Origin of the sequence: Roseinatronobacter monicus (genome assembly GCF_006716865.1) — a bacterium.
Lineage (GTDB): Bacteria > Pseudomonadota > Alphaproteobacteria > Rhodobacterales > Rhodobacteraceae > Roseinatronobacter > Roseinatronobacter monicus.
The window spans coordinates 3,128,843-3,145,785 of sequence record NZ_VFPT01000001.1; the positions used below are offsets into that span (position 1 = coordinate 3,128,843).

Below are 16,943 nucleotides of genomic sequence, written 5' to 3' on the forward strand. Positions count from 1 at the left end.
CCGCGCCAAAACACGCATAGGCAACAATGTGTGTCACCATAAGTCATGAATGGCAACAATTGGCAGTGATCGGGTTCTTGCCATTGCCTTGAAACGCGCTGTGCGCGGAGGTCTTCAGCCTTGTGCGGCAGCACCCGCATGGCGAGATATTCAAGACCAATGCATTTATGCTATAGTTGATCGCTCGCAGGTCGTGAGAGGGTTGGCGGCGATGAAACGCATAGTGATCTGTTGCGATGGAACATGGAACCGCCTTGACGCCGCGCATGTGACGAATGTCGTGCGTCTGGCCGAAGCGGTGGATAGCCACGCAGATGATGGCATACATCAGATCGTATATTACGACGAAGGGGTCGGGGCCGGCGCTGCGGTTGTTGGCTGGCTTGACCGGGTGCTGGGGGGCGCTTTTGGATCAGGTCTGATGCTGAAGGTGGAACATGCGTACCGCTTTTTGGTGTTCAATTATGAACCGGGTGATGAGATTTATATTTTCGGCTTCTCGCGCGGTGCCTTTACCGCGCGGTCCTTGGCCGGTCTGATCCGCAATTGTGGGATTGTTCAGCAATCTCAGGGGCGTCGTCTGCATCAAGCTGTCGCGTTGTATCGCCAGCGGGGGAAGCGCGGGCACCCGGATTCTGATGTCAGCTGTCGCTTTCGGGCTGAAATGTCCCCTGCGGTGTATCTGAATGATCGTGAACTGGCGTGGCGAAAGAAGAATATTCCTGACTTCAATCCCGAGAACTGCCTGCCGATACGTCTGCGCTATCTAGGTGTCTGGGACACGGTCGGTGCACTGGGTGTGCCGAACCACTTTTGGATTTCGGGCCTTTTCAACAAAGGTTCGCGCTTTCATGATGCCGAGCTGTCAAGCGCTGTTGAAAGTGCGCGACATGCTGTTGCGCTGGATGAACATCGGCGCGCGTATGAGCCCACCGTGTGGAGCAATCTTGATTTGCTGAATGCAGCAACTGCTTCCGATGATCCGCAGGCGGGGCCTTGGTATCAGCAAAGCTGGTTTCCCGGCGATCACAGCTCGATTGGCGGGGGTGGTGACGTAACGGGGCATTCGAGTGCGGCCTTGCTTTGGGTAGCCGAGGGCGCACAGGCCGTCGGGATGAAGTTCCGCGAGGGCGCACTGGATGACGCGCGCAAGCAAGTGGACCACCGGGCCGCGTTGCGCAGTCACAGCAAGTCCGGATGGCTGGCAAAACTGCTGTCCAGAGCTGCGCGCAAAGGGCCGGCATTGCTTGAAGATGTCTCTCACCACGCGCGATTGCGGTGGCAAGAGCCGCCGGATAACCTGCCCGAGCGCGCCAAATACAGGCCAGACGCGCTCAAGCGACTGAAGGCACAGCTAGAGCGCCTTAGCACGCGGGAATAACCCGCCTGCCCCAGCGCAAAACCGGAACCTGCACCCCTGCGCCGCAATCCTGATGGCCACACAAGGGTGTGATGTCTGATGTGGCTTTGTGTCGGAACCATCGGGGCCAAAGTTCATTTCCTAAGCATACGTGAAATGCACCTGTGTTTCGCATCGCAAAAGAAACGGAGCCAACCATGTTGAAGAAACTTCTTGCCACGACAGCCCTGAGTGCTTTGCTTATCGGACCTGCATTCGCACAGGATACGCAGCCGACAGATGACCCGATTGAGGCCCCCTGCCGATGCGCCCGATGCCAGCGAAGATCCGATGACCGACCCGCTGGCTGATCCGGCTGATGACCCAATGGCTGATCCAGCCGACGATCCGATGGCTGACCCGGCTGACGACCCGATGGCCGGTCCTGTTGACGATCCGCTCGCAGACCCTGCTGACGATCCGATGACCGAGCCTGCTGACGATCCAATGGCTGATCCAGCCGAAGATCCGATGGCAGACGACATGGATATGGACACGACGCCCAATGGCGATACGGTTCTGGCGGATGACGTGATCGGTGCGGACCTGCTGGGTTTTGACGGCGAGGTTATCGCAACTGTCGATGACGTCGTTCTGGACGCAACCGGTGGAATCGAGTCAATTCTTGTGGATGTTGGCGGTTTCCTTGGTCTTGGCGCGACAACAGTGGAAATCCCATTCGCTGATGTGACAGTCGAAACGGATGACGCTGGTGACACGGTTCTCAGGTCGCAATTTACGTCTGATGACTTGGAAGCAATGCCAGAATATGAAGAAGAAGTCTGAAGGTAATTCATATATCTTCACGACCTTAGATACTCCGGGCGGTGCCAGCCGCCCGGACTGTTCTGTGCGAAACATGGTATCCAATTTACCTGCCAAGGCCCGGTTTCCGAGCAAGTGATGTGCAGTAATCGGAAACCGATCTGACAGAGGCACATATGCGTCAAGGCGTATCGGCCCTTCGTTGCGGGGCGCCCCCCTTCGCTTGCACCGCCACAAAGGGCAGCGCGAGTGTTCCCGCGCTGCCAGTGGCTTGCCTGTATTTCCTGCCTTCCTTGGAGGGTTTTCTACCAGGAAAATTGCCGGGCGACAGACAGTCGAATGTCGCGTCCGCGTCTGGGTTCATTGCTGGTCAGACCGCCATTCAAGACATTTCGATACTGCTTGTTGAGCACGTTATTGACCGCAAGGTGAACTTCCAGCCCCGCCATCGCGCCCTGATCGGGCCGCCACGTGGCAAACAGGTCATTGACGCCATAACCGGGGAACGCATCACCGTTTGCGCGCGTGGCCTGGCGCACGAATGTGCCGCGCCAGCCATATTCCAGCGTCTGATCGAAAGCGCGCGCGCCCAACTCCAGAACCAGCTCATCTGCCGGGGTGGAATTCAGCCGTTCGCCGCTGGTCTGATCAGTTCCCAGAATGCGCGAATACGCGAATTTCCCGAAAACCGCGTCGGCGTCATAGCCGCCTTCCAACTCGATCCCGCGGATATGCGCGCGCGCGATATTGGCATATGTCTCCGGAACTGCTGCTCCTGGCCGTTCAATCTTGTCCGTCACACGGTTGCTAAAGGCCGTCAGTTTGAAATCCAGACTGTCGCCCTCAGCAAAAAGATCGCGCCCACCGTAGGAGAAGCCCGCTTCCAGCGTGCGCGCGCGCTCTGGCCGCAGGTCCAGCGAGGTGGTCTTGCCTGCCCCAGAGGCAACATCGAACATCTCATCAATGGATGGCGCGCGTTCGGTTTGCGACACGGACCCGAACACTGCCCAGTCTTGCGACAACTTGTAGTGCAGCGCCAATGATGCGACCCGCGCGGTGTGGCTGCGCTTCTCGCCATTCACAACTTCGTCTGAGGGCATCAGCGTAATCCGGTCGGCGCGCAGGCCCAGCACAGCAGTCTGGCGTTCATCCCAGATAAATTCGTTTTGCAAAAACAGCCCATAGCGACGATCTGTCCCTTCGGGGTGAAAGGAAATCGCACCGGATTCGCGCTGTGCTTTGCGATCCAGATCAGACGCCGCAACCCCGACAGTCAGGTAGTTCTCCCATCCCGCACCTTGAAAGGTGAACCGGTTTTGCGCCCGCAAAGCCAGTGTACGATATTCGTAGACCGTATCCTCGAACAGCGGGTTGCCGATAAGCGAGGGCATGCCGGGTTCGGCATTCTTCTGATCGATCAGCGTGCGCGAATAGGTCAGTGCGACGCGACTGTCCAACCAAGGATTGCCGCTGGCAGGATTGGTCCAGAGCAGAGTTGCCGTGTCATCCTGTGCCTTGCGGTCCACTGTCCCGAACGCGGGCGCAAGCGCATAGGCGGAGTAATTCGCGCCATCCTCGTCACTCAGCCAGCGCAACAATGACAGGCTGAGGGTCTGTTCATTGCCATCCCCGAAGCGGTAAGTCCCCTTCAGCAACCCGGATGTGCCGGCCATGCCCGAACCCTCAACCCGCGTGCCGTCGCCGGATTTGTAATCACCCTCGCGGCGATGGTTCAGCGCGGCCAGCATCTCGAAACTCTCGCCAAAGCGCTGTGCCAGAATGACCGACCCCAGCGTACCGGACCCGTTGGTATTGCCAGCGGCTTTCACCCGCACTGTGGTGGTTTCGCCCGGTTGCAGAAAATCGGCAGCATCTTTGGTTTCAAATGCGACAACACCCCCCAAAGCGCCCGAACCATGCAGCGCAGACGAGGCCGGACCACGCAGGATTTCCACCCGCTTATACAGCTCCGGTTCACCAAAGAACTGGCCCAGACGGTAAAGCTCACCGTATTTTTCGGCCCCGTCCACTGTGATGATGATGCGGTTCTGATCCGACGCGGTGCTGCCGATCCCGCGAATGTTGAAGCTTTGCCCCGTCATGCGGTCGCCACCAAAGGCTGTCGCGCCCGGAACGGTCCGCAGCAGATCGCCCGGCTTTGCGCCTTTTGTGTGGTGTCATCGGTATCCCCTTGTTTTGCTCTTCTGGCTGGCGATACCGCTGGCATTGTGGTCACTGCGCTAATTAACCCTAGCGAAAGAGTCAAGATTAGTTCAGGCTATTTCTGCCGACTGTGGCAGGATAAATGCCGCACCGGGTTCGGGCAGGCTGGAGACGCGCAAACGGCAGCCATAGGCGCGCGACAGGTTCTGATCGGTCAGCACCTCGGCCACCGCGCCATGTGCAAGAACGCGCCCGTCCAGCATCAGAACCACGCGGTCGGCAAACATGGCCGTCAGGTTCAGGTCATGCATGACCGCCACCACACCCCCGCCCGCCCGCGCGAAGCGGCGCGCCAGATGCATGACCTGCAACTGATGCCCGATATCAAGGGCTGCGACGGGTTCATCCAGAAACAGCCAGCGCGGAATGCCCTCCTGAACCGGCTCCCAGACTTGCAACAGCACGCGGGCCAGTTGCGCGCGGGCCTGTTCGCCGCCCGACAATTCCTGAAAAAAGCGCCCACCATAGCCCGTCAGCCCGACCCGCTCCAAGGCACGGGCGGGCAGTTGCGCGGCATCCGCGCGCAATGCCAGCCGCCCGATCAACCCCAGCCGCACAACCTCATGCACAGTAAAGGGAAAGGCAAGCTGGCTTGATTGAGGCAGCACCGCGCGCCGTTCGGCCAGCGCATGGGCCGGCAGAGCGCGCATGTCCAGACCATCCAGCGTGACGGTACCACGATAGGCCAGATCGCCAGTGATGGCGCGCAACAATGTGGTCTTGCCGGACCCGTTGGGGCCAACGATCACAGTCATCTCGCCCGCTTTTGCGTGCAAAAAGGCCCTATCCAGCACGGGGTTGCGCCCAAGGCTTACGGAAATCTCGTGTGCATCCAGCATCCCGGCCTCACATATCCACGATGCCGCGCCGGCGCAGCAATATCCACAGGAAGATCGGCCCGCCCAGAACAGCGGTGACAATGCCGATGGGCAGTTCCGCAGGCGCGATAATCAGGCGCGAGATGATGTCGGCCAGCAAGAGCAACCCCGCGCCCAGAAGTGCCGCCGCAGGCAGCAAGAAGCGATGATCCGGCCCCATGACCAGCCGCAGCAAATGCGGCACGACAATCCCGATAAAGCCGATCCCGCCCGACACTGCGACCGCAGCGCCCGTTGCCGCAGCGACTGTCAGAATGGCGAAGTTCTTCATCCGCTGCACTGCGATGCCCAGATGCGCCGCCGCCCCTTCGCCCAAGGCAAGCCCGTTGAGTGCGCGCGCCAGCAGGGGGGCGGCCAGCAGCGCCAGAACCATGATCGGTGCCGCCGCTGACAGCTTGGCCCAGCTTGCGCCCGCCAGTGACCCCAGCCCCCAAAAGGTCAGATCGCGCAGTTGCTGGTCGTCCGCGATATAAACCAGAATACCGGTCAATGCCCCCGACAGCGCGCCCAGCGCAATGCCCGCCAGCAGCATGGTCGCCACCGATGTGCGCCCTGCCCGCGTAGACACGCGGTACAGGATCAGCGTTGTCGCCCAGCCCCCCAGAAACGCCGCCAGCGGCACCAGATGCATACCTGCAATCGCCAGCAGGGTCGGGGGCAAAAGCGCGCCCAGTACAATCGCCAGCACAGCCCCCAGACCCGCACCAGCCCCCACACCCACAATGCCCGGATCGGCCAACGGGTTGCGAAACAGTCCTTGCATGACCGCCCCCGATACAGCCAGTGACGCCCCGACCAGCAGCCCCGTCAGCAAGCGCGGCAGGCGGATGTCGAACAGCACCACGCGTTCACGCACGCTCAGCGCCTCGCCTGTTATCCATTTGCCCAAGACTTCGGTCAGGGACACGCCCGCAGCCCCAGTGCCCAAGGATGCAACCGAGGCCATAGCGACAAACCCCACCAGCGCCAGTATCGTAACACGCGCGCGGATCGAACGGTCCCCGGTTGCGGCCTGCGCGCCGCCGCGCTCCATCGGCATGGCCACCATGCGCTCAGCCCTCTTGCTGCGGCGCGGGGTAGAGGGCGCGGTGCAGATCTTGCGCGGCTTCCGCCGTGCGCGGACCAAAGCCCAGCAGATAGATGCCATTCATGCGCAGCACCGCTGCATTCTCTGCCGCAGGGGTCAGCCCCAGCGCAGGATGGGCCAGTATTTCGGCATCTGAAAGCGCGTGATCCCCGCCACGGTCCATCATCAGGATCACATCAGGGGCAGCGGCAGTAATCGCCTCGTCGCTGAGCAGGCGGTAGCCTGCAAAATCGTCAAAGGCATTGGCACCGCCCGCCAGTTCTATCATCGCACTGGCCCCTGTGTCCCGCCCCGCCGCATTGATGCGACCGCCCTGCGCCGACAGCACGAACATCACCCGCTTGGGCGTTGTCACAGCACCGGTCGCTTCGGACAGGGCGGCGAACTCGGCCTCTAGCTGTGCGACCAGCGCGTCACCCGCTTGTACTGCATCGAGGTGCCGGGCGACGGTTTTCACGCGCTCCAGCACCGCAGACGGGCTTGGGTCTTCGGTCACCTGCACAAACGGGACCGCGGCTGCCTGCATGATCTGCACAGTCTCGGACGGGCCAGACCCTTCTGAAGCAAGGATCAGGTCAGGGTCCAGCGCCAACAACCCCTCGGGCGAGAGGGCGCGCATATAGCCGACATCCGGCAGTGCTTCGACCGCGGGGGGGAAGCTGGCGGTTGTGTCGCGCCCGACAAGGCGGTGGTCCTGCCCCAGCGCATAGACGATTTCCGCCAACCCACCGCCGACAACGACAACGCGGTCCTGTGCGCTCAGCGGGGTGGCAAGCGCCGCGAGAAGTAGGGTGTATCGCAGCATCATTTATTCCCCCGCCTTGCGCGGCAATCCCTCGACCAGTGCCGTAAAGGCAGCGGTATCGGGGTCGCGTTTGCCGAAGATCTGCACGATCAGGGCACCGTCCGCATCGAATGCCTCGATGGAATGGGCCATGCCGTCGCGGATCGGTTTGATCACATGCCAGGCTTCCGCAATATGATCGGCGCGCAGATGCAGGTTAAAGCGCGGGTCCAGCACATTGATCCATGGCCCCATCGGCTCTACCCGTGCGACAGGCCCGCCGTGGATCTGGATGCAGCCCTGATTGCCCACAAAGATCATCAGCGCAATCGCATCCTTGGCCGCCGCGTGCAAAAGCTTCGTGACCGCGCCCGTGGCCAGCTCGAATGCCCAAGGGGCCCCCGCCACGCGATACGCGCCAAGGCGGTTCATCTTCAGTTTCGAGGCAAGGCGCAGGAATTGGTGGGTATCGGTCAGCGCGCCCCATTCACTGCGCAATTCATCAGCCTTGTCGTGCCGCAGCTTCGCCGCTTCCACGGGCTTGCGCGCGGCAAGGGTGATGTCATCCGACTGATCGCCCAGCCGCAAATCCTGCACCAACCGATCAAAAGCGGCGCGGTCCGACACATCGGTCAGAAACACCTTATGAACCGCATCGCCCGCCGCATCGAACACCTGTACCGAGGGGCACGGGCCGTCCAATAGCGCAAAGCCATGCACCCAATGCTTGGGAAACATCCGCAGGTCGATCTCTGCGCCCAGCACCATCGAGGCATGTGGGCCGGAATGAAAATCTTCATAAGTGCCGGTAAGTTCATGCACACAAGACACATTGCGCGTCAGCGCCATAACATCGCCCAGCGCTTGAATGGCAGGCATCAGCCGGTCCACCGCGGGATCAATCCGCACCACTTTTACGCCATCGACATGGGCGGCGACCAGCGCGGCTTCGGTCACGCCCAAAGTGTCGGCCAGATCGCGGGCGCGGGTTTTTGGGGCGTCTGCGCGGGCGCGGCGCAGATCGGCGGGGGAAACGGGGGCGAGAGTGTCCAGCGTCATTGAAAAGCTCCTGAGGTTGTCACGGGTCTGATGGGGTCAGGCGCATGTCTGGCTCAGGGCTGGATGGCGCATGAAGCGGGGTACGCTTCATTCTTGACAGTTTTACTAAGACAATGCTAACGCCCCTGCAAGCAGAAATTCTGCCGACTGCCAGCCTCGTGCCAGCCTTTCCCAAAATACTGAACCGAGAAGGCAGCGTTATGCGCGTATTGGCTATTTTATTGGGCCTTGGCCTGTCGCCTGTGATGGCGGACACCCTTTCCATCCAGCTGGATCAGGCCAATTCCGGCGCGGATCAGTGCCAGTTGGTCTTTGTGTTGGACAACAAGACCGAGACAGAGTTCACGCAGCTTCAGGCCGAAGTGGTGCTTTTGAACACCGCATCCCGCGTGCTGCGCCTCAGCCTGCTGGATTTCCAGTCCCTGCCTGCACACGGGATGCGGGTGCGCAGTTTCAACCTGCCCAATCTTGACTGCGCAGATGTCGGGCGGGTGCTGTTCAACGCAATGGGGCCGTGCACACCGCTGGCCGCCAGTGCCTGCACCGCCGCGCTGACCGTCAGCAGCGAAACGGAAATCGAGGTGCTGAAATGACCGGCATTCTGGACTCCGTACAGGAATTTCTGGCCCTTGGCGGCCCTGTTGTGGCGATTCTTCTGGCCATGTCGGTGCTGGCGCTGGCGCTGGTGCTGGTCAAGCTGTGGCAATTCCAGCGCGCGGGGCTGGGTGCGCATGGCCCGATCCTTGCAGCATTGGACCAGTTCGACCGTGGCGCGCGCACTGCCGCGTTGCAACAGGCGGCAGGGGCGCGCAACCATCTGGCCCCGCTCGCTGTTCTGGCATTGCGCGCCGAGGGCGAAGGCGAGGCGCTGCGCGCGCGCCTGACGGGCCTTGCAGAAGAGGCCATCGCGCGGTTGCAATCGGGCTTTCGCCTGCTGGATTCCATCGCACAGGTGGCCCCGCTTCTGGGCTTGTTCGGCACGGTTCTGGGCATGATTACAGCGTTTCAGGCGTTGCAGGAAGCGGGCGCGAATGTGGACCCCTCTGCATTGGCCGGCGGCATTTGGGTCGCACTGCTGACGACGGCGGTGGGGCTTGGCGTGGCGATGCCCGCAGCTCTTGTGCTGACATGGTTCGAAGCGCGCGTCGCACGCGAGGCGCGGCTGGCAATCCAGATCGTTGATGTGGCGCTGTGTGCGGGGTTGGCGCAAGAGGTCTGCCCGCTGGAGGCACCCCATAACACCGGTCTTGCCCATGCCTGAGCGGCTGGACCTTACGCCTCGGCGCAGACGGTTGTCGATGACATCGCTTATCGATGTGATCTTCCTGTTGCTGTTGTTCTTCATGCTCAGTTCCACCTTTGCGCGGCAGGGCGAATTGCCGCTTGATCTGGCGATGGGCGGGGCTGCAACGCCCCCTGACACCCCGCCTGCCTTTATCCAGTTGCGCCAAGACGGGTTGCGGCTGGACGCGACCGAGACAACGCCCGAAGCGCTGCGCTCTGAATTGCAAGCGCGCGGCGAAGGGGTGCTGCTGCTAACCTTGGGGGAAGGTGTTGGCGCGCAGGGATTTGCCGAAATCTTGCACCTGCTGCAAGGGCTGTCCGGCTGGCGGCTGGCCGTGCTGGGGGCCGCACCATGAGGCGCGCATTAGCCCTCACCCCGCGCAACCGCGCCGAACCCACGATTGCGCTGATCAATATCGTGTTTCTGATGCTGATCTTTTTTCTGATCGCAGGCAGTCTTGCACCGCGTCCGGATGCTGACGTGGCGCTGGTCGCCCTCAACGAGATCACGACCGAGCCGCCCTCGGACGCGCTGGTCATGCTGGCCGATGGCAGTTTGCGCCATGCGGGTCAGATGCTCACCTCCGAAGCGGCCATAGCCGAATTTGCAGGGGCGGCGCGGGTGCGGCTGTTGCCAGACCGCGCAGCACCGGCGACCGATCTGGTCGCCTTGGCCCAAGGCTTGCGCGCCGCAGGGGTCGCGGAGTTGGTGATCGTGACCGAACGGGGGCTGCCATGAACGCCACAAGCCTATTGCGCGCCTGCCCACAACGGGACGGGTGCCCGCTGGTGCGCCCGCGCGACCTGCGCCGCCTGAACATCACACCGCGCCTGAAAACCGTTGCGTTTGCGGCTGGCGTGTCGGTGTTGGTGCATCTGGGCGCGATGGCCGCCCTTGCACCGCGCGAAACCGCCCTCATCGCGGGCGGGGGCGAGGATGCGCCCGCCGCCCTTGGCACCAGCTTTGCCGATTTCGCCGAAGGGTTACTGACCCCGAGCGACTCCGAGCTTGTGGACCCCGACACGGCGGAGATGCCAAAGCCTGAAGCCCTGCCCGAACCCCTATCGCCCGCACCATCAGCGCCCACGCAACCCGCCCCAGCCCTGCCCATTGCTGCCGACCCAAGCGAAGCGGTGTTGCCTGCCGCACCGGAACAGGACCAGCCTTCGGTCACACTGGAACTGGCAGAAGCGGCACCACAAATTGACATAGCCGAGGCGACCCGCCCCGAAGCACTTGCCCCGGACACCTCCCCCACCGAGCGCGCGCCCGAGACAAGCCGCAAGCCGCCACCGCGACCGGACCGCACAGCGCAGGCGCAACCGACCCGCCAGCCCCCCGCGCCGCAAGGCAACGCCCCCCAAACGGCCACACGCGGCAGCCAGCAAGGCACGCAGGGCCAAGCGGCCAGCGAAGCACCCGCACGCGCGCAGGCCACCGCGCAAGGCAATGCGGCGGCGTCAAACTACCCCGGCGAAGTGCTGCGGCGCATACAGCGTGTGCGTCAGGCCCGAAGCCCTGCGCGCGGGCAGGTGCTGGTCAGTTTCAGCGTTGGCCAGAATGGAGCCTTGGCCGCCGTCTCGGTCGCGCGCTCGTCCGGCCATGCGGGCCTTGACCAGACCGCTCTCGACCACATCCGCCGCGCAGCCCCTTTTCCGCCCCCCCCCAATGGCGCGCAACGCCAGTTCAGTTTCGAGTTTGTGGGCCGATAGACAGCGTTTGGGCATCGCCATATTAAGCGCGCATCCCCGCTCGACCCAATCGGTGAAGGGGTCAAGCCCCGATCTTGGGGCGGATGAATGGACGACATGCAAGACCTGAATTTGCATTCCGCACCCCCAAAGGACTATCATGATATGCAAAAAGGCGATCAAGGGCACCGCAACTGGTGCTTGATGCGGACAAGGAGGTAGGGATGGCTGAGGATTCGCGCGATGAACCTCTTACGTCGCTGCGCGCGGGCACGACCGATGCCCAAGCCGTGCAGACCTATTATGACGACTGGGCCGACAGCTACGATGCAGAACTGGACTCGTGGCACTACCGCGCACCAGAGGATGCAGCCGATCTGCTTCTGCCGCATCTTGCAGCCGGTCAGCGCGTTCTGGATGTCGGATGCGGCACCGGGTTGCTGGGGCGGGCCTTGTGCGCGCGGGCCAAGGTGTCGGTTGATGGTCTGGATATCTCCACCGCGTCACTGCAACAGGCGCAAAGGCGCGGCCTGTATCACCAGTTGACGCAGCACGATCTACAAAATCTGCCCTTGCCAGTGCCTGACAACGCCTATGATGTCGCTGCATCAATCGGCGTGCTGACTTATATCGCGGATGCCGGGGCCCTGCTGCGCGACCTGTGCCGCGCGGTGCGCAGCGGCGGCATGATCGCGTTCACCCAGCGCACCGATCTGTGGCAGGAGCGGCGCTTTGACGACATGATTGCGCGGATCGAGGGGGCGGGCCTTTGGCAGCGGCACCATATCAGCACGCCAAAACCCTATCTGCCGCGCAATGCCGAGTTTGCAGACGATATCAGGGTTATTCACACGCTTTGCCGCGTTGTCTGAGGGCGCCCGCACAACGCCGGTCCGCACCGCGTTTCACGACCCCTGTTCAGCATCGCGCAACGCGCGGCGCATGATCTTGCCTGTCGCTGTCATGGGCAAGCTGTCACGAAAGACCACCTTGCGCGGGGCCAGATGGGGGCTGATGCGACTGCGCACACGTTCAATCAGCGCGGCGTCCAGTCCGGCCTCGTCAGCGCCCGCGCGCAGCACCACATAGGCGCAAACGGATTGGGTTCGTATGGGGTCTGGAACACCCACAACAGCGGCCATCACCACATCGGGATGCCCTGTAAGGCAATCCTCAATCTCGCTTGGGCCGATACGATAGCCAGCCGAGGTGATGACATCATCCTCGCGCGCAACATATCTGAAATTGCCCTGCCCGTCGCGCACCCCAAGATCGCCTGTTCGCATCCATGCGCCGATAAACTTCTCAGCCGTCTGCGCGGGCTGGTTCCAGTAGCGCAGGAACATCGCCGGAGTGCCTTTGCGCACAGCTATTTCGCCAACCTCACCGTCAGGCAGGGCCGTGCCATCATCATGGATAATCGCCACGTCGAACCCCGGTGTGGCCTTGCCCATACACCCCGGCACCGTGTCCATGACACTCGCGCAGCTTGTGACCATCAGATTGCACTCTGTCTGGCCATAAAATTCGTTGATATGCGTGTTCAGGGCCGTGCGTCCCCACTCCAGCACCTCAACGCCCAGACTCTCGCCCCCGGACCCGATAGAGCGGATATTCACGGATTGGGGCACGCGCGCATCGCGCATCAGCTTCAGCGCTGTGGGCGGCAGAAACAGATTGCGCACCCCGTGCCGCGCGATCAGATCAAAGGCCGCATCAGGGTCGAATTTCCGCATACGGTGGCTGACCAGCGGCACCCCGTAATAGAGGCATGGCAGGGCCATATTCATCAACCCTCCGATCCATGCCCAATCGGCAGGAGTCCAGCCCGTATCGCCGGGCTGGGGGAAGAACGCATGATGCAACTCGACCGAGGGCAGATGCCCGCTCAGAAAGCGGTGCGCATGCAGCGCGCCCTTGGGCGCACCGGTTGTGCCAGATGTATAGATAATCATCGCCGGATCATCCGGCCCTATATGCACGGGGTCCAGATGCGGGCTGGCGGCGGCGATTTCCGCCCAGAAATCCCGCACAGGGGCAGCAGCGCCGTTCAGCGCATAGATTTCGCGCAGTTCCGGCAGTTGCGCGCGCAGGGACATGATCTTGTCCAGATCGCCAATATCCGTGACGATCACGCGCGCGCCACTGTCGCCCAAGCGAAACAACAGCGCGTCCGGCCCGAACAGGGTGAACAGCGGCAGGACGATTGCGCCCAGTTTCAGGGCGGCGAAATGGCTTATCAGCACGGCTGGCCCTTGCTGCAACAGCACCGCCACACGGTCCCCGCGCCGCACACCGCGCGCGCGAAATGACTGCGCCAGACGGTCCGAGGCGCGGGCCATCTCGCCATAACTCCAGTGTCGCGCGGTCCCATCGCTGGCCACGTCAATCAGGGCGGTCTTGTCGGGCGCGCGGGCGGCCCAACTGTCACAACAGCGCAGCGCGATATTGTGCTGCGCAGGGTGCGGCCATTGAAACTGCGCGCGCAACGCCGCCCAGTCGCGGCCAGCAGGCAAGACCGATCTGCTCATGACATTAGATGCCGCAGCCGTGGTTTTGGGTGGCCCGTATAAATCATGATATGCCCCTTGCAGACGGTAAGCGCGAGAATAGGCGGAGCGCGCCCTTTCGACAACCACGCCGTACGCGCAACAGCCGCGCATCCGACCCCGACACGCCGCGCCACACCAGCTGACATGAGGGTTTCACATTCTGCCCCGATAAATCTAGTCTGGGCACAAACACAGCACACGCGCAGAATGTACAGGATATCACATGACAGATGAGGTCGAGCACACCGACCCCCACCCAAAGGACCAAAGCCAAGGCACAGCGGGCGAGGTGTTCTTGGCGTTTCTAAAGCTGGGTCTGACCTCGTTCGGCGGGCCAATCGCGCATCTGGGCTATTTCCGCGATGAATTGGTCACGCGGCGGCGCTGGCTGAATGACAGTGCTTATGCCGATCTGGTGGCGCTATGCCAGTTCCTGCCCGGTCCGGCTTCCTCTCAGGTCGGGTTTGCGCTGGGGCTGATGCGCGCGGGCTGGTTGGGGGCACTGGCGGCGTTTGTCGCCTTTACGCTGCCATCCGCGCTGGTGCTGCTGGTCTTTGCCATGACAGCAACCAACATCGCCGGGCCTGTGGGAACAGGTGCGCTGAACGGGCTGAAGATTGTCGCAGTTGCCATCATCGCCCAAGCCGTCTGGGGCATGGCAAAGAACCTCTGCCCCGACAAGGAGCGCGCGTTGATTGCCGTGGCCGCTGTTGCCGTGCTGGCGTTTGTGCCGGGAGCGTTTGGCATGGTGGGCGCGATTGTGCTGGGCGCAGTGGCGGGGCTGATGCTGGGGCGCGGGGCGGGAACCCCTGTTGGCGGCCATGTCACCATGCCGGGATCACGCGGGGTGGCACTGGGGGCGCTGGTTGCGTTTTTCGCGCTGCTCGCCTTGCTGCCGCTGCTGGCCGGGCAAGGGCAGGGTTTCGCGGTAATCGACAGCTTCTACCGCGCGGGCGCGCTGGTATTTGGGGGCGGGCATGTGGTGCTGCCGCTGTTGCAGGCCGAAGTTGTGTCCCCCGGTTGGGTGTCGCCAGATGATTTCCTTGCCGGATACGGGGCGGCTCAAGCGGTGCCGGGGCCGCTTTTCACCTTTGCGGCCTATCTGGGCGCAGTGCTGGGGCCGGACCCAAGCGGCATGGCCGGAGCGGCGCTGGCGCTGGGGGCGGTGTTTTTGCCGGGGTTCTTGCTGCTGGTCGGTGTGCTGCCCTATTGGGACCAGTTTCGCGCAATGGCGCGCGCGCAATCCATCATGCAGGGCGCGAATGCGGCTGTGGTCGGTATTCTGGGGGCGGCGCTGTATTCGCCTGTCTTTACCAGTGCCATTGGCGATATGCGCGATTTCGCGCTGGCGCTGGTTTGTTTCGTGCTGCTGATGGCATGGAAAGCCCCGCCTTGGGCGGTGGTGATCGTCGCGGCTTTGGGTGGGGTGGGTCTGGCCTTGGTGGGCTAGCGGTAGGCGCTATTCCAGCAACCCCATGCGGCGCATCTTGTTGTACAGTGTCTTGCGCGACACGCCCAGATAGGCGGCGGTGTCCCCGCGCCGGAAACGGTTGCGGCGCAGCGCGTCCAGCAACCAGTCCCGCTCGCTCAGCGGTTGAACAAGCGCATCGTCATCCGCGCCGTCACCAGAGGGGCCATGCCCGATTGCTGCCGACAAGGCCGCCGACCCGATGGTGTTGCCTTCGGTGTGAAGGGCCGCGCGGTCAATGACCGCGCGCAGCTCTGGTGTGTTGCCGGGCCAGCCATGGGCCAGCAACAGCCGATAGCCATCGGCTGAAATCTGTCGCGTGCCCCCAAGCACCGCCAGCCGGTGGCGGGCAAGGGCAGGCACATCCTCGGGGCGTTCGCGCAAAGGGGGGATCTCGATCTTGCCTGCCTGAAGGCATTGGGCCAGTGCTGCAATCAGGGCCGGTTCGCCCCCGGCCTCGGGCTGGCAGACAAGCACCAGCCGCGCGCCATGCTCGGGGCCAGCGGGGTCGCGCAGGCTGCCGACAAGGCCCGGCATGTCTTGCTCCAGCCAATCGGCAAGCCTGGCTTGCACAACGGTGGAGAGGGCCTCGGCATTCTCGATCACGACGGTTGCGCCCGATCTGGCCAGCATCCCTTGGCGACGCGGCGCTTCACCGAACAAAAGCGCTTCGGGATCAGCCTTCGGGTTCGCGGCACGCAGCGTCAGCAAGGGGCCAGTGCGCTCGGAAAGCGGATGCAGCGCGCGCGCCAATGCCCCGCGACCCAGACCCGCCTCGCCACAGATCAGGGCGGGAATGCGCGTAGCCGCCAGCCGTGTGACTTGTTCCAACACCGCCAGCACAAATTCCGACTGCCCCACAATGCCCGCAATCCGCGCCGTGCGGCCCAACTCGCGCGTTTGCGCGGTGTTGGCTTGCTTCAACAGCCCGAAGGCCTTGAACGCAGAGGTCCGCTCGGTCACCGAAAATTCCAGCGGCACACGGTCGAGTGTGGAGCCGCCGACATAACCATCGGCGCGCGCCTCGTCGCAGACGCGAAACATGTCATCGGGGTTGATGATCGGCCCCCCTTCGACAAAGCACAGCGTTTCGGGCGCGCGGGCGCGGATCGAGGTGAAGATACGCCGCGCGCGGTCGGCCGCTTCTGCAATGGTGAAGCTTTGCGCCACAGATTGCACACCCCCCGCATTCCAGCCAAAATTCAGGCAGATCATGGCCACCTCTGCCTCGATCAGTTGGGCAATCTCGGCGCGGGTTTTGGCATAGCCAAGGGTCAACAGCCCCGCGCGCCGCGCCAGTGCCAGCATATGCGCCTCGCGGGCGAAACCCAGACCGGCTTCTTCCAGTGACTGGCGGAACCGGCCATCAAAATGAATCGAAGACGGAAAGTTGACGATGCCCTGATAGCCGACATCGCAGGCCTGCTGCACAAGCTGCTCAGGGCTGGTCGCCGGATCAAAGCACGACGCGCCAAACAGAACCGGCACCGAGACGCGGTCCAGTATCTCGCGGCGCGCAAATGTATCGGTGAACTGGTTTGCATTGCTCAGCGGCAGCAATGCCGCCAGCGAGGCCGCGCCCATCACCCGGTAGCGCCCCGCATTCAGCGCCAGCAAAAAATCAGCCCCGCCGCGCACAGCCGCCTCGGCGGTCATGCCCACGCCAATTGCCCCGCCAATCAACAGCATTCCGCTGCCGGGCGCGCGTTTTTGCAACATGTGGTTCAGTGCAACTGTCATGGTTTGGGCCGC

At 62.8% G+C, this 16,943-nt stretch carries 16 protein-coding genes; 9 read left to right on the forward strand and 7 right to left on the reverse strand.

Annotated features, from left to right (window positions below):
- The first annotated feature begins 211 nt into the window (after positions 1-211).
- A complete protein-coding gene (locus BD293_RS14925) occupies positions 212-1,381 on the forward strand; it encodes a DUF2235 domain-containing protein (RefSeq protein WP_170207155.1) in 1,170 nt (389 codons plus the stop codon).
- 258 nt (positions 1,382-1,639) lie between these two features.
- Positions 1,640-2,185 (forward strand): PRC-barrel domain-containing protein, encoded by a 546-nt coding sequence (locus BD293_RS14930; RefSeq protein WP_142083018.1) that lies wholly within the window; start codon positions 1,640-1,642, stop codon positions 2,183-2,185.
- Between the two features lie 284 nt (positions 2,186-2,469).
- Here BD293_RS14930 and BD293_RS14935 read toward each other — a convergent pair whose 3' ends face one another.
- From BD293_RS14935 to BD293_RS14955, 5 genes are all read right to left on the reverse strand, one after another.
- Positions 2,470-4,311: a TonB-dependent receptor domain-containing protein gene (locus tag BD293_RS14935; RefSeq protein WP_142083020.1), complete on the reverse strand. Its 1,842-nt coding sequence runs from the start codon at positions 4,309-4,311 to the stop codon at positions 2,470-2,472.
- 126 nt (positions 4,312-4,437) lie between these two features.
- Positions 4,438-5,226 (reverse strand): heme ABC transporter ATP-binding protein, encoded by a 789-nt coding sequence (locus tag BD293_RS14940; RefSeq protein WP_142083022.1) that lies wholly within the window; start codon positions 5,224-5,226, stop codon positions 4,438-4,440.
- A gap of 7 nt (positions 5,227-5,233) precedes the next feature.
- Positions 5,234-6,313, reverse strand: coding sequence for a FecCD family ABC transporter permease (locus BD293_RS14945; protein WP_246086319.1), 1,080 nt, complete (start codon positions 6,311-6,313; stop codon positions 5,234-5,236).
- Between the two features lie 4 nt (positions 6,314-6,317).
- The gene (locus BD293_RS14950) at positions 6,318-7,160 is read right to left on the reverse strand and encodes a heme/hemin ABC transporter substrate-binding protein (protein ID WP_142083024.1); all 843 of its coding nucleotides are present in this window, start codon (positions 7,158-7,160) and stop codon (positions 6,318-6,320) included.
- Positions 7,161-8,195: a hemin-degrading factor gene (locus BD293_RS14955; RefSeq protein ID WP_142083026.1), complete on the reverse strand. Its 1,035-nt coding sequence runs from the start codon at positions 8,193-8,195 to the stop codon at positions 7,161-7,163.
- A gap of 200 nt (positions 8,196-8,395) precedes the next feature.
- Between BD293_RS14955 and BD293_RS14960 the strand changes: the two genes are divergently transcribed.
- The 6 genes from BD293_RS14960 to BD293_RS14985 all read left to right on the forward strand — a co-directional run bounded on the left by BD293_RS14960 (position 8,396) and on the right by BD293_RS14985 (position 12,043).
- Positions 8,396-8,788, forward strand: a complete 393-nt coding sequence (locus BD293_RS14960; protein ID WP_142083028.1) for a hypothetical protein — start codon at positions 8,396-8,398, stop codon at positions 8,786-8,788.
- Entirely contained in the window at positions 8,785-9,456 is a 672-nt protein-coding gene (locus BD293_RS14965) for a MotA/TolQ/ExbB proton channel family protein (protein WP_142083030.1), read from the forward strand. Before BD293_RS14960 ends, BD293_RS14965 begins: the two co-directional genes overlap by 4 nt.
- 37 nt (positions 9,457-9,493) lie before the next feature.
- Complete coding sequence (locus BD293_RS14970; protein WP_246086320.1) at positions 9,494-9,835, forward strand: biopolymer transporter ExbD; 342 nt, start codon at positions 9,494-9,496, stop codon at positions 9,833-9,835.
- Complete coding sequence (locus BD293_RS14975; protein WP_142083034.1) at positions 9,832-10,218, forward strand: ExbD/TolR family protein; 387 nt, start codon at positions 9,832-9,834, stop codon at positions 10,216-10,218. Before BD293_RS14970 ends, BD293_RS14975 begins: the two co-directional genes overlap by 4 nt.
- Positions 10,215-11,192 (forward strand): energy transducer TonB, encoded by a 978-nt coding sequence (locus BD293_RS14980; RefSeq protein ID WP_142083035.1) that lies wholly within the window; start codon positions 10,215-10,217, stop codon positions 11,190-11,192. Before BD293_RS14975 ends, BD293_RS14980 begins: the two co-directional genes overlap by 4 nt.
- Positions 11,193-11,395: 203 nt before the next feature.
- The gene (locus BD293_RS14985) at positions 11,396-12,043 is read left to right on the forward strand and encodes a class I SAM-dependent DNA methyltransferase (RefSeq protein WP_142083038.1); all 648 of its coding nucleotides are present in this window, start codon (positions 11,396-11,398) and stop codon (positions 12,041-12,043) included.
- Between the two features lie 33 nt (positions 12,044-12,076).
- Here the strand turns inward: BD293_RS14985 and BD293_RS14990 are convergent, their stop codons facing one another.
- On the reverse strand, positions 12,077-13,702 hold the full coding sequence (locus tag BD293_RS14990; RefSeq protein WP_142083040.1) for an AMP-binding protein: 1,626 nt from the start codon (positions 13,700-13,702) through the stop codon (positions 12,077-12,079).
- A gap of 244 nt (positions 13,703-13,946) precedes the next feature.
- Between BD293_RS14990 and chrA the strand changes: the two genes are divergently transcribed.
- Entirely contained in the window at positions 13,947-15,173 is a 1,227-nt protein-coding gene (gene chrA, locus BD293_RS14995) for a chromate efflux transporter (protein ID WP_142083042.1), read from the forward strand.
- Between the two features lie 9 nt (positions 15,174-15,182).
- On the opposite strand, the gene BD293_RS15000 is transcribed toward chrA, so the two are convergent.
- The gene (locus BD293_RS15000) at positions 15,183-16,931 is read right to left on the reverse strand and encodes a phosphoenolpyruvate hydrolase family protein (RefSeq protein WP_170207156.1); all 1,749 of its coding nucleotides are present in this window, start codon (positions 16,929-16,931) and stop codon (positions 15,183-15,185) included.
- Positions 16,932-16,943 lie beyond the last annotated feature (12 nt).

Excerpts from the sequence above, each read along its gene's own strand:
- BD293_RS14925 (WP_170207155.1), top strand. The coding sequence starts at position 212 with ATGAAACGCATAGTGATCTGTTGCGATGGAACATGGAACCGCCTTGAC.
- BD293_RS14930 (WP_142083018.1), top strand. The coding sequence starts at position 1,640 with ATGACCCGATTGAGGCCCCCTGCCGATGCGCCCGATGCCAGCGAAGAT.
- BD293_RS14940 (WP_142083022.1), bottom strand. The coding sequence starts at position 5,226 with ATGCTGGATGCACACGAGATTTCCGTAAGCCTTGGGCGCAACCCCGTG.
- BD293_RS14945 (WP_246086319.1), bottom strand. The coding sequence starts at position 6,313 with ATGGTGGCCATGCCGATGGAGCGCGGCGGCGCGCAGGCCGCAACCGGG.
- BD293_RS14950 (WP_142083024.1), bottom strand. The coding sequence starts at position 7,160 with ATGATGCTGCGATACACCCTACTTCTCGCGGCGCTTGCCACCCCGCTG.
- BD293_RS14955 (WP_142083026.1), bottom strand. The coding sequence starts at position 8,195 with ATGACGCTGGACACTCTCGCCCCCGTTTCCCCCGCCGATCTGCGCCGC.
- BD293_RS14960 (WP_142083028.1), top strand. The coding sequence starts at position 8,396 with ATGCGCGTATTGGCTATTTTATTGGGCCTTGGCCTGTCGCCTGTGATG.
- BD293_RS14965 (WP_142083030.1), top strand. The coding sequence starts at position 8,785 with ATGACCGGCATTCTGGACTCCGTACAGGAATTTCTGGCCCTTGGCGGC.
- BD293_RS14970 (WP_246086320.1), top strand. The coding sequence starts at position 9,494 with ATGACATCGCTTATCGATGTGATCTTCCTGTTGCTGTTGTTCTTCATG.
- BD293_RS14975 (WP_142083034.1), top strand. The coding sequence starts at position 9,832 with ATGAGGCGCGCATTAGCCCTCACCCCGCGCAACCGCGCCGAACCCACG.
- BD293_RS14980 (WP_142083035.1), top strand. The coding sequence starts at position 10,215 with ATGAACGCCACAAGCCTATTGCGCGCCTGCCCACAACGGGACGGGTGC.
- BD293_RS14985 (WP_142083038.1), top strand. The coding sequence starts at position 11,396 with ATGGCTGAGGATTCGCGCGATGAACCTCTTACGTCGCTGCGCGCGGGC.
- BD293_RS14990 (WP_142083040.1), bottom strand. The coding sequence starts at position 13,702 with ATGAGCAGATCGGTCTTGCCTGCTGGCCGCGACTGGGCGGCGTTGCGC.
- chrA (WP_142083042.1), top strand. The coding sequence starts at position 13,947 with ATGACAGATGAGGTCGAGCACACCGACCCCCACCCAAAGGACCAAAGC.
- BD293_RS15000 (WP_170207156.1), bottom strand. The coding sequence starts at position 16,931 with ATGACAGTTGCACTGAACCACATGTTGCAAAAACGCGCGCCCGGCAGC.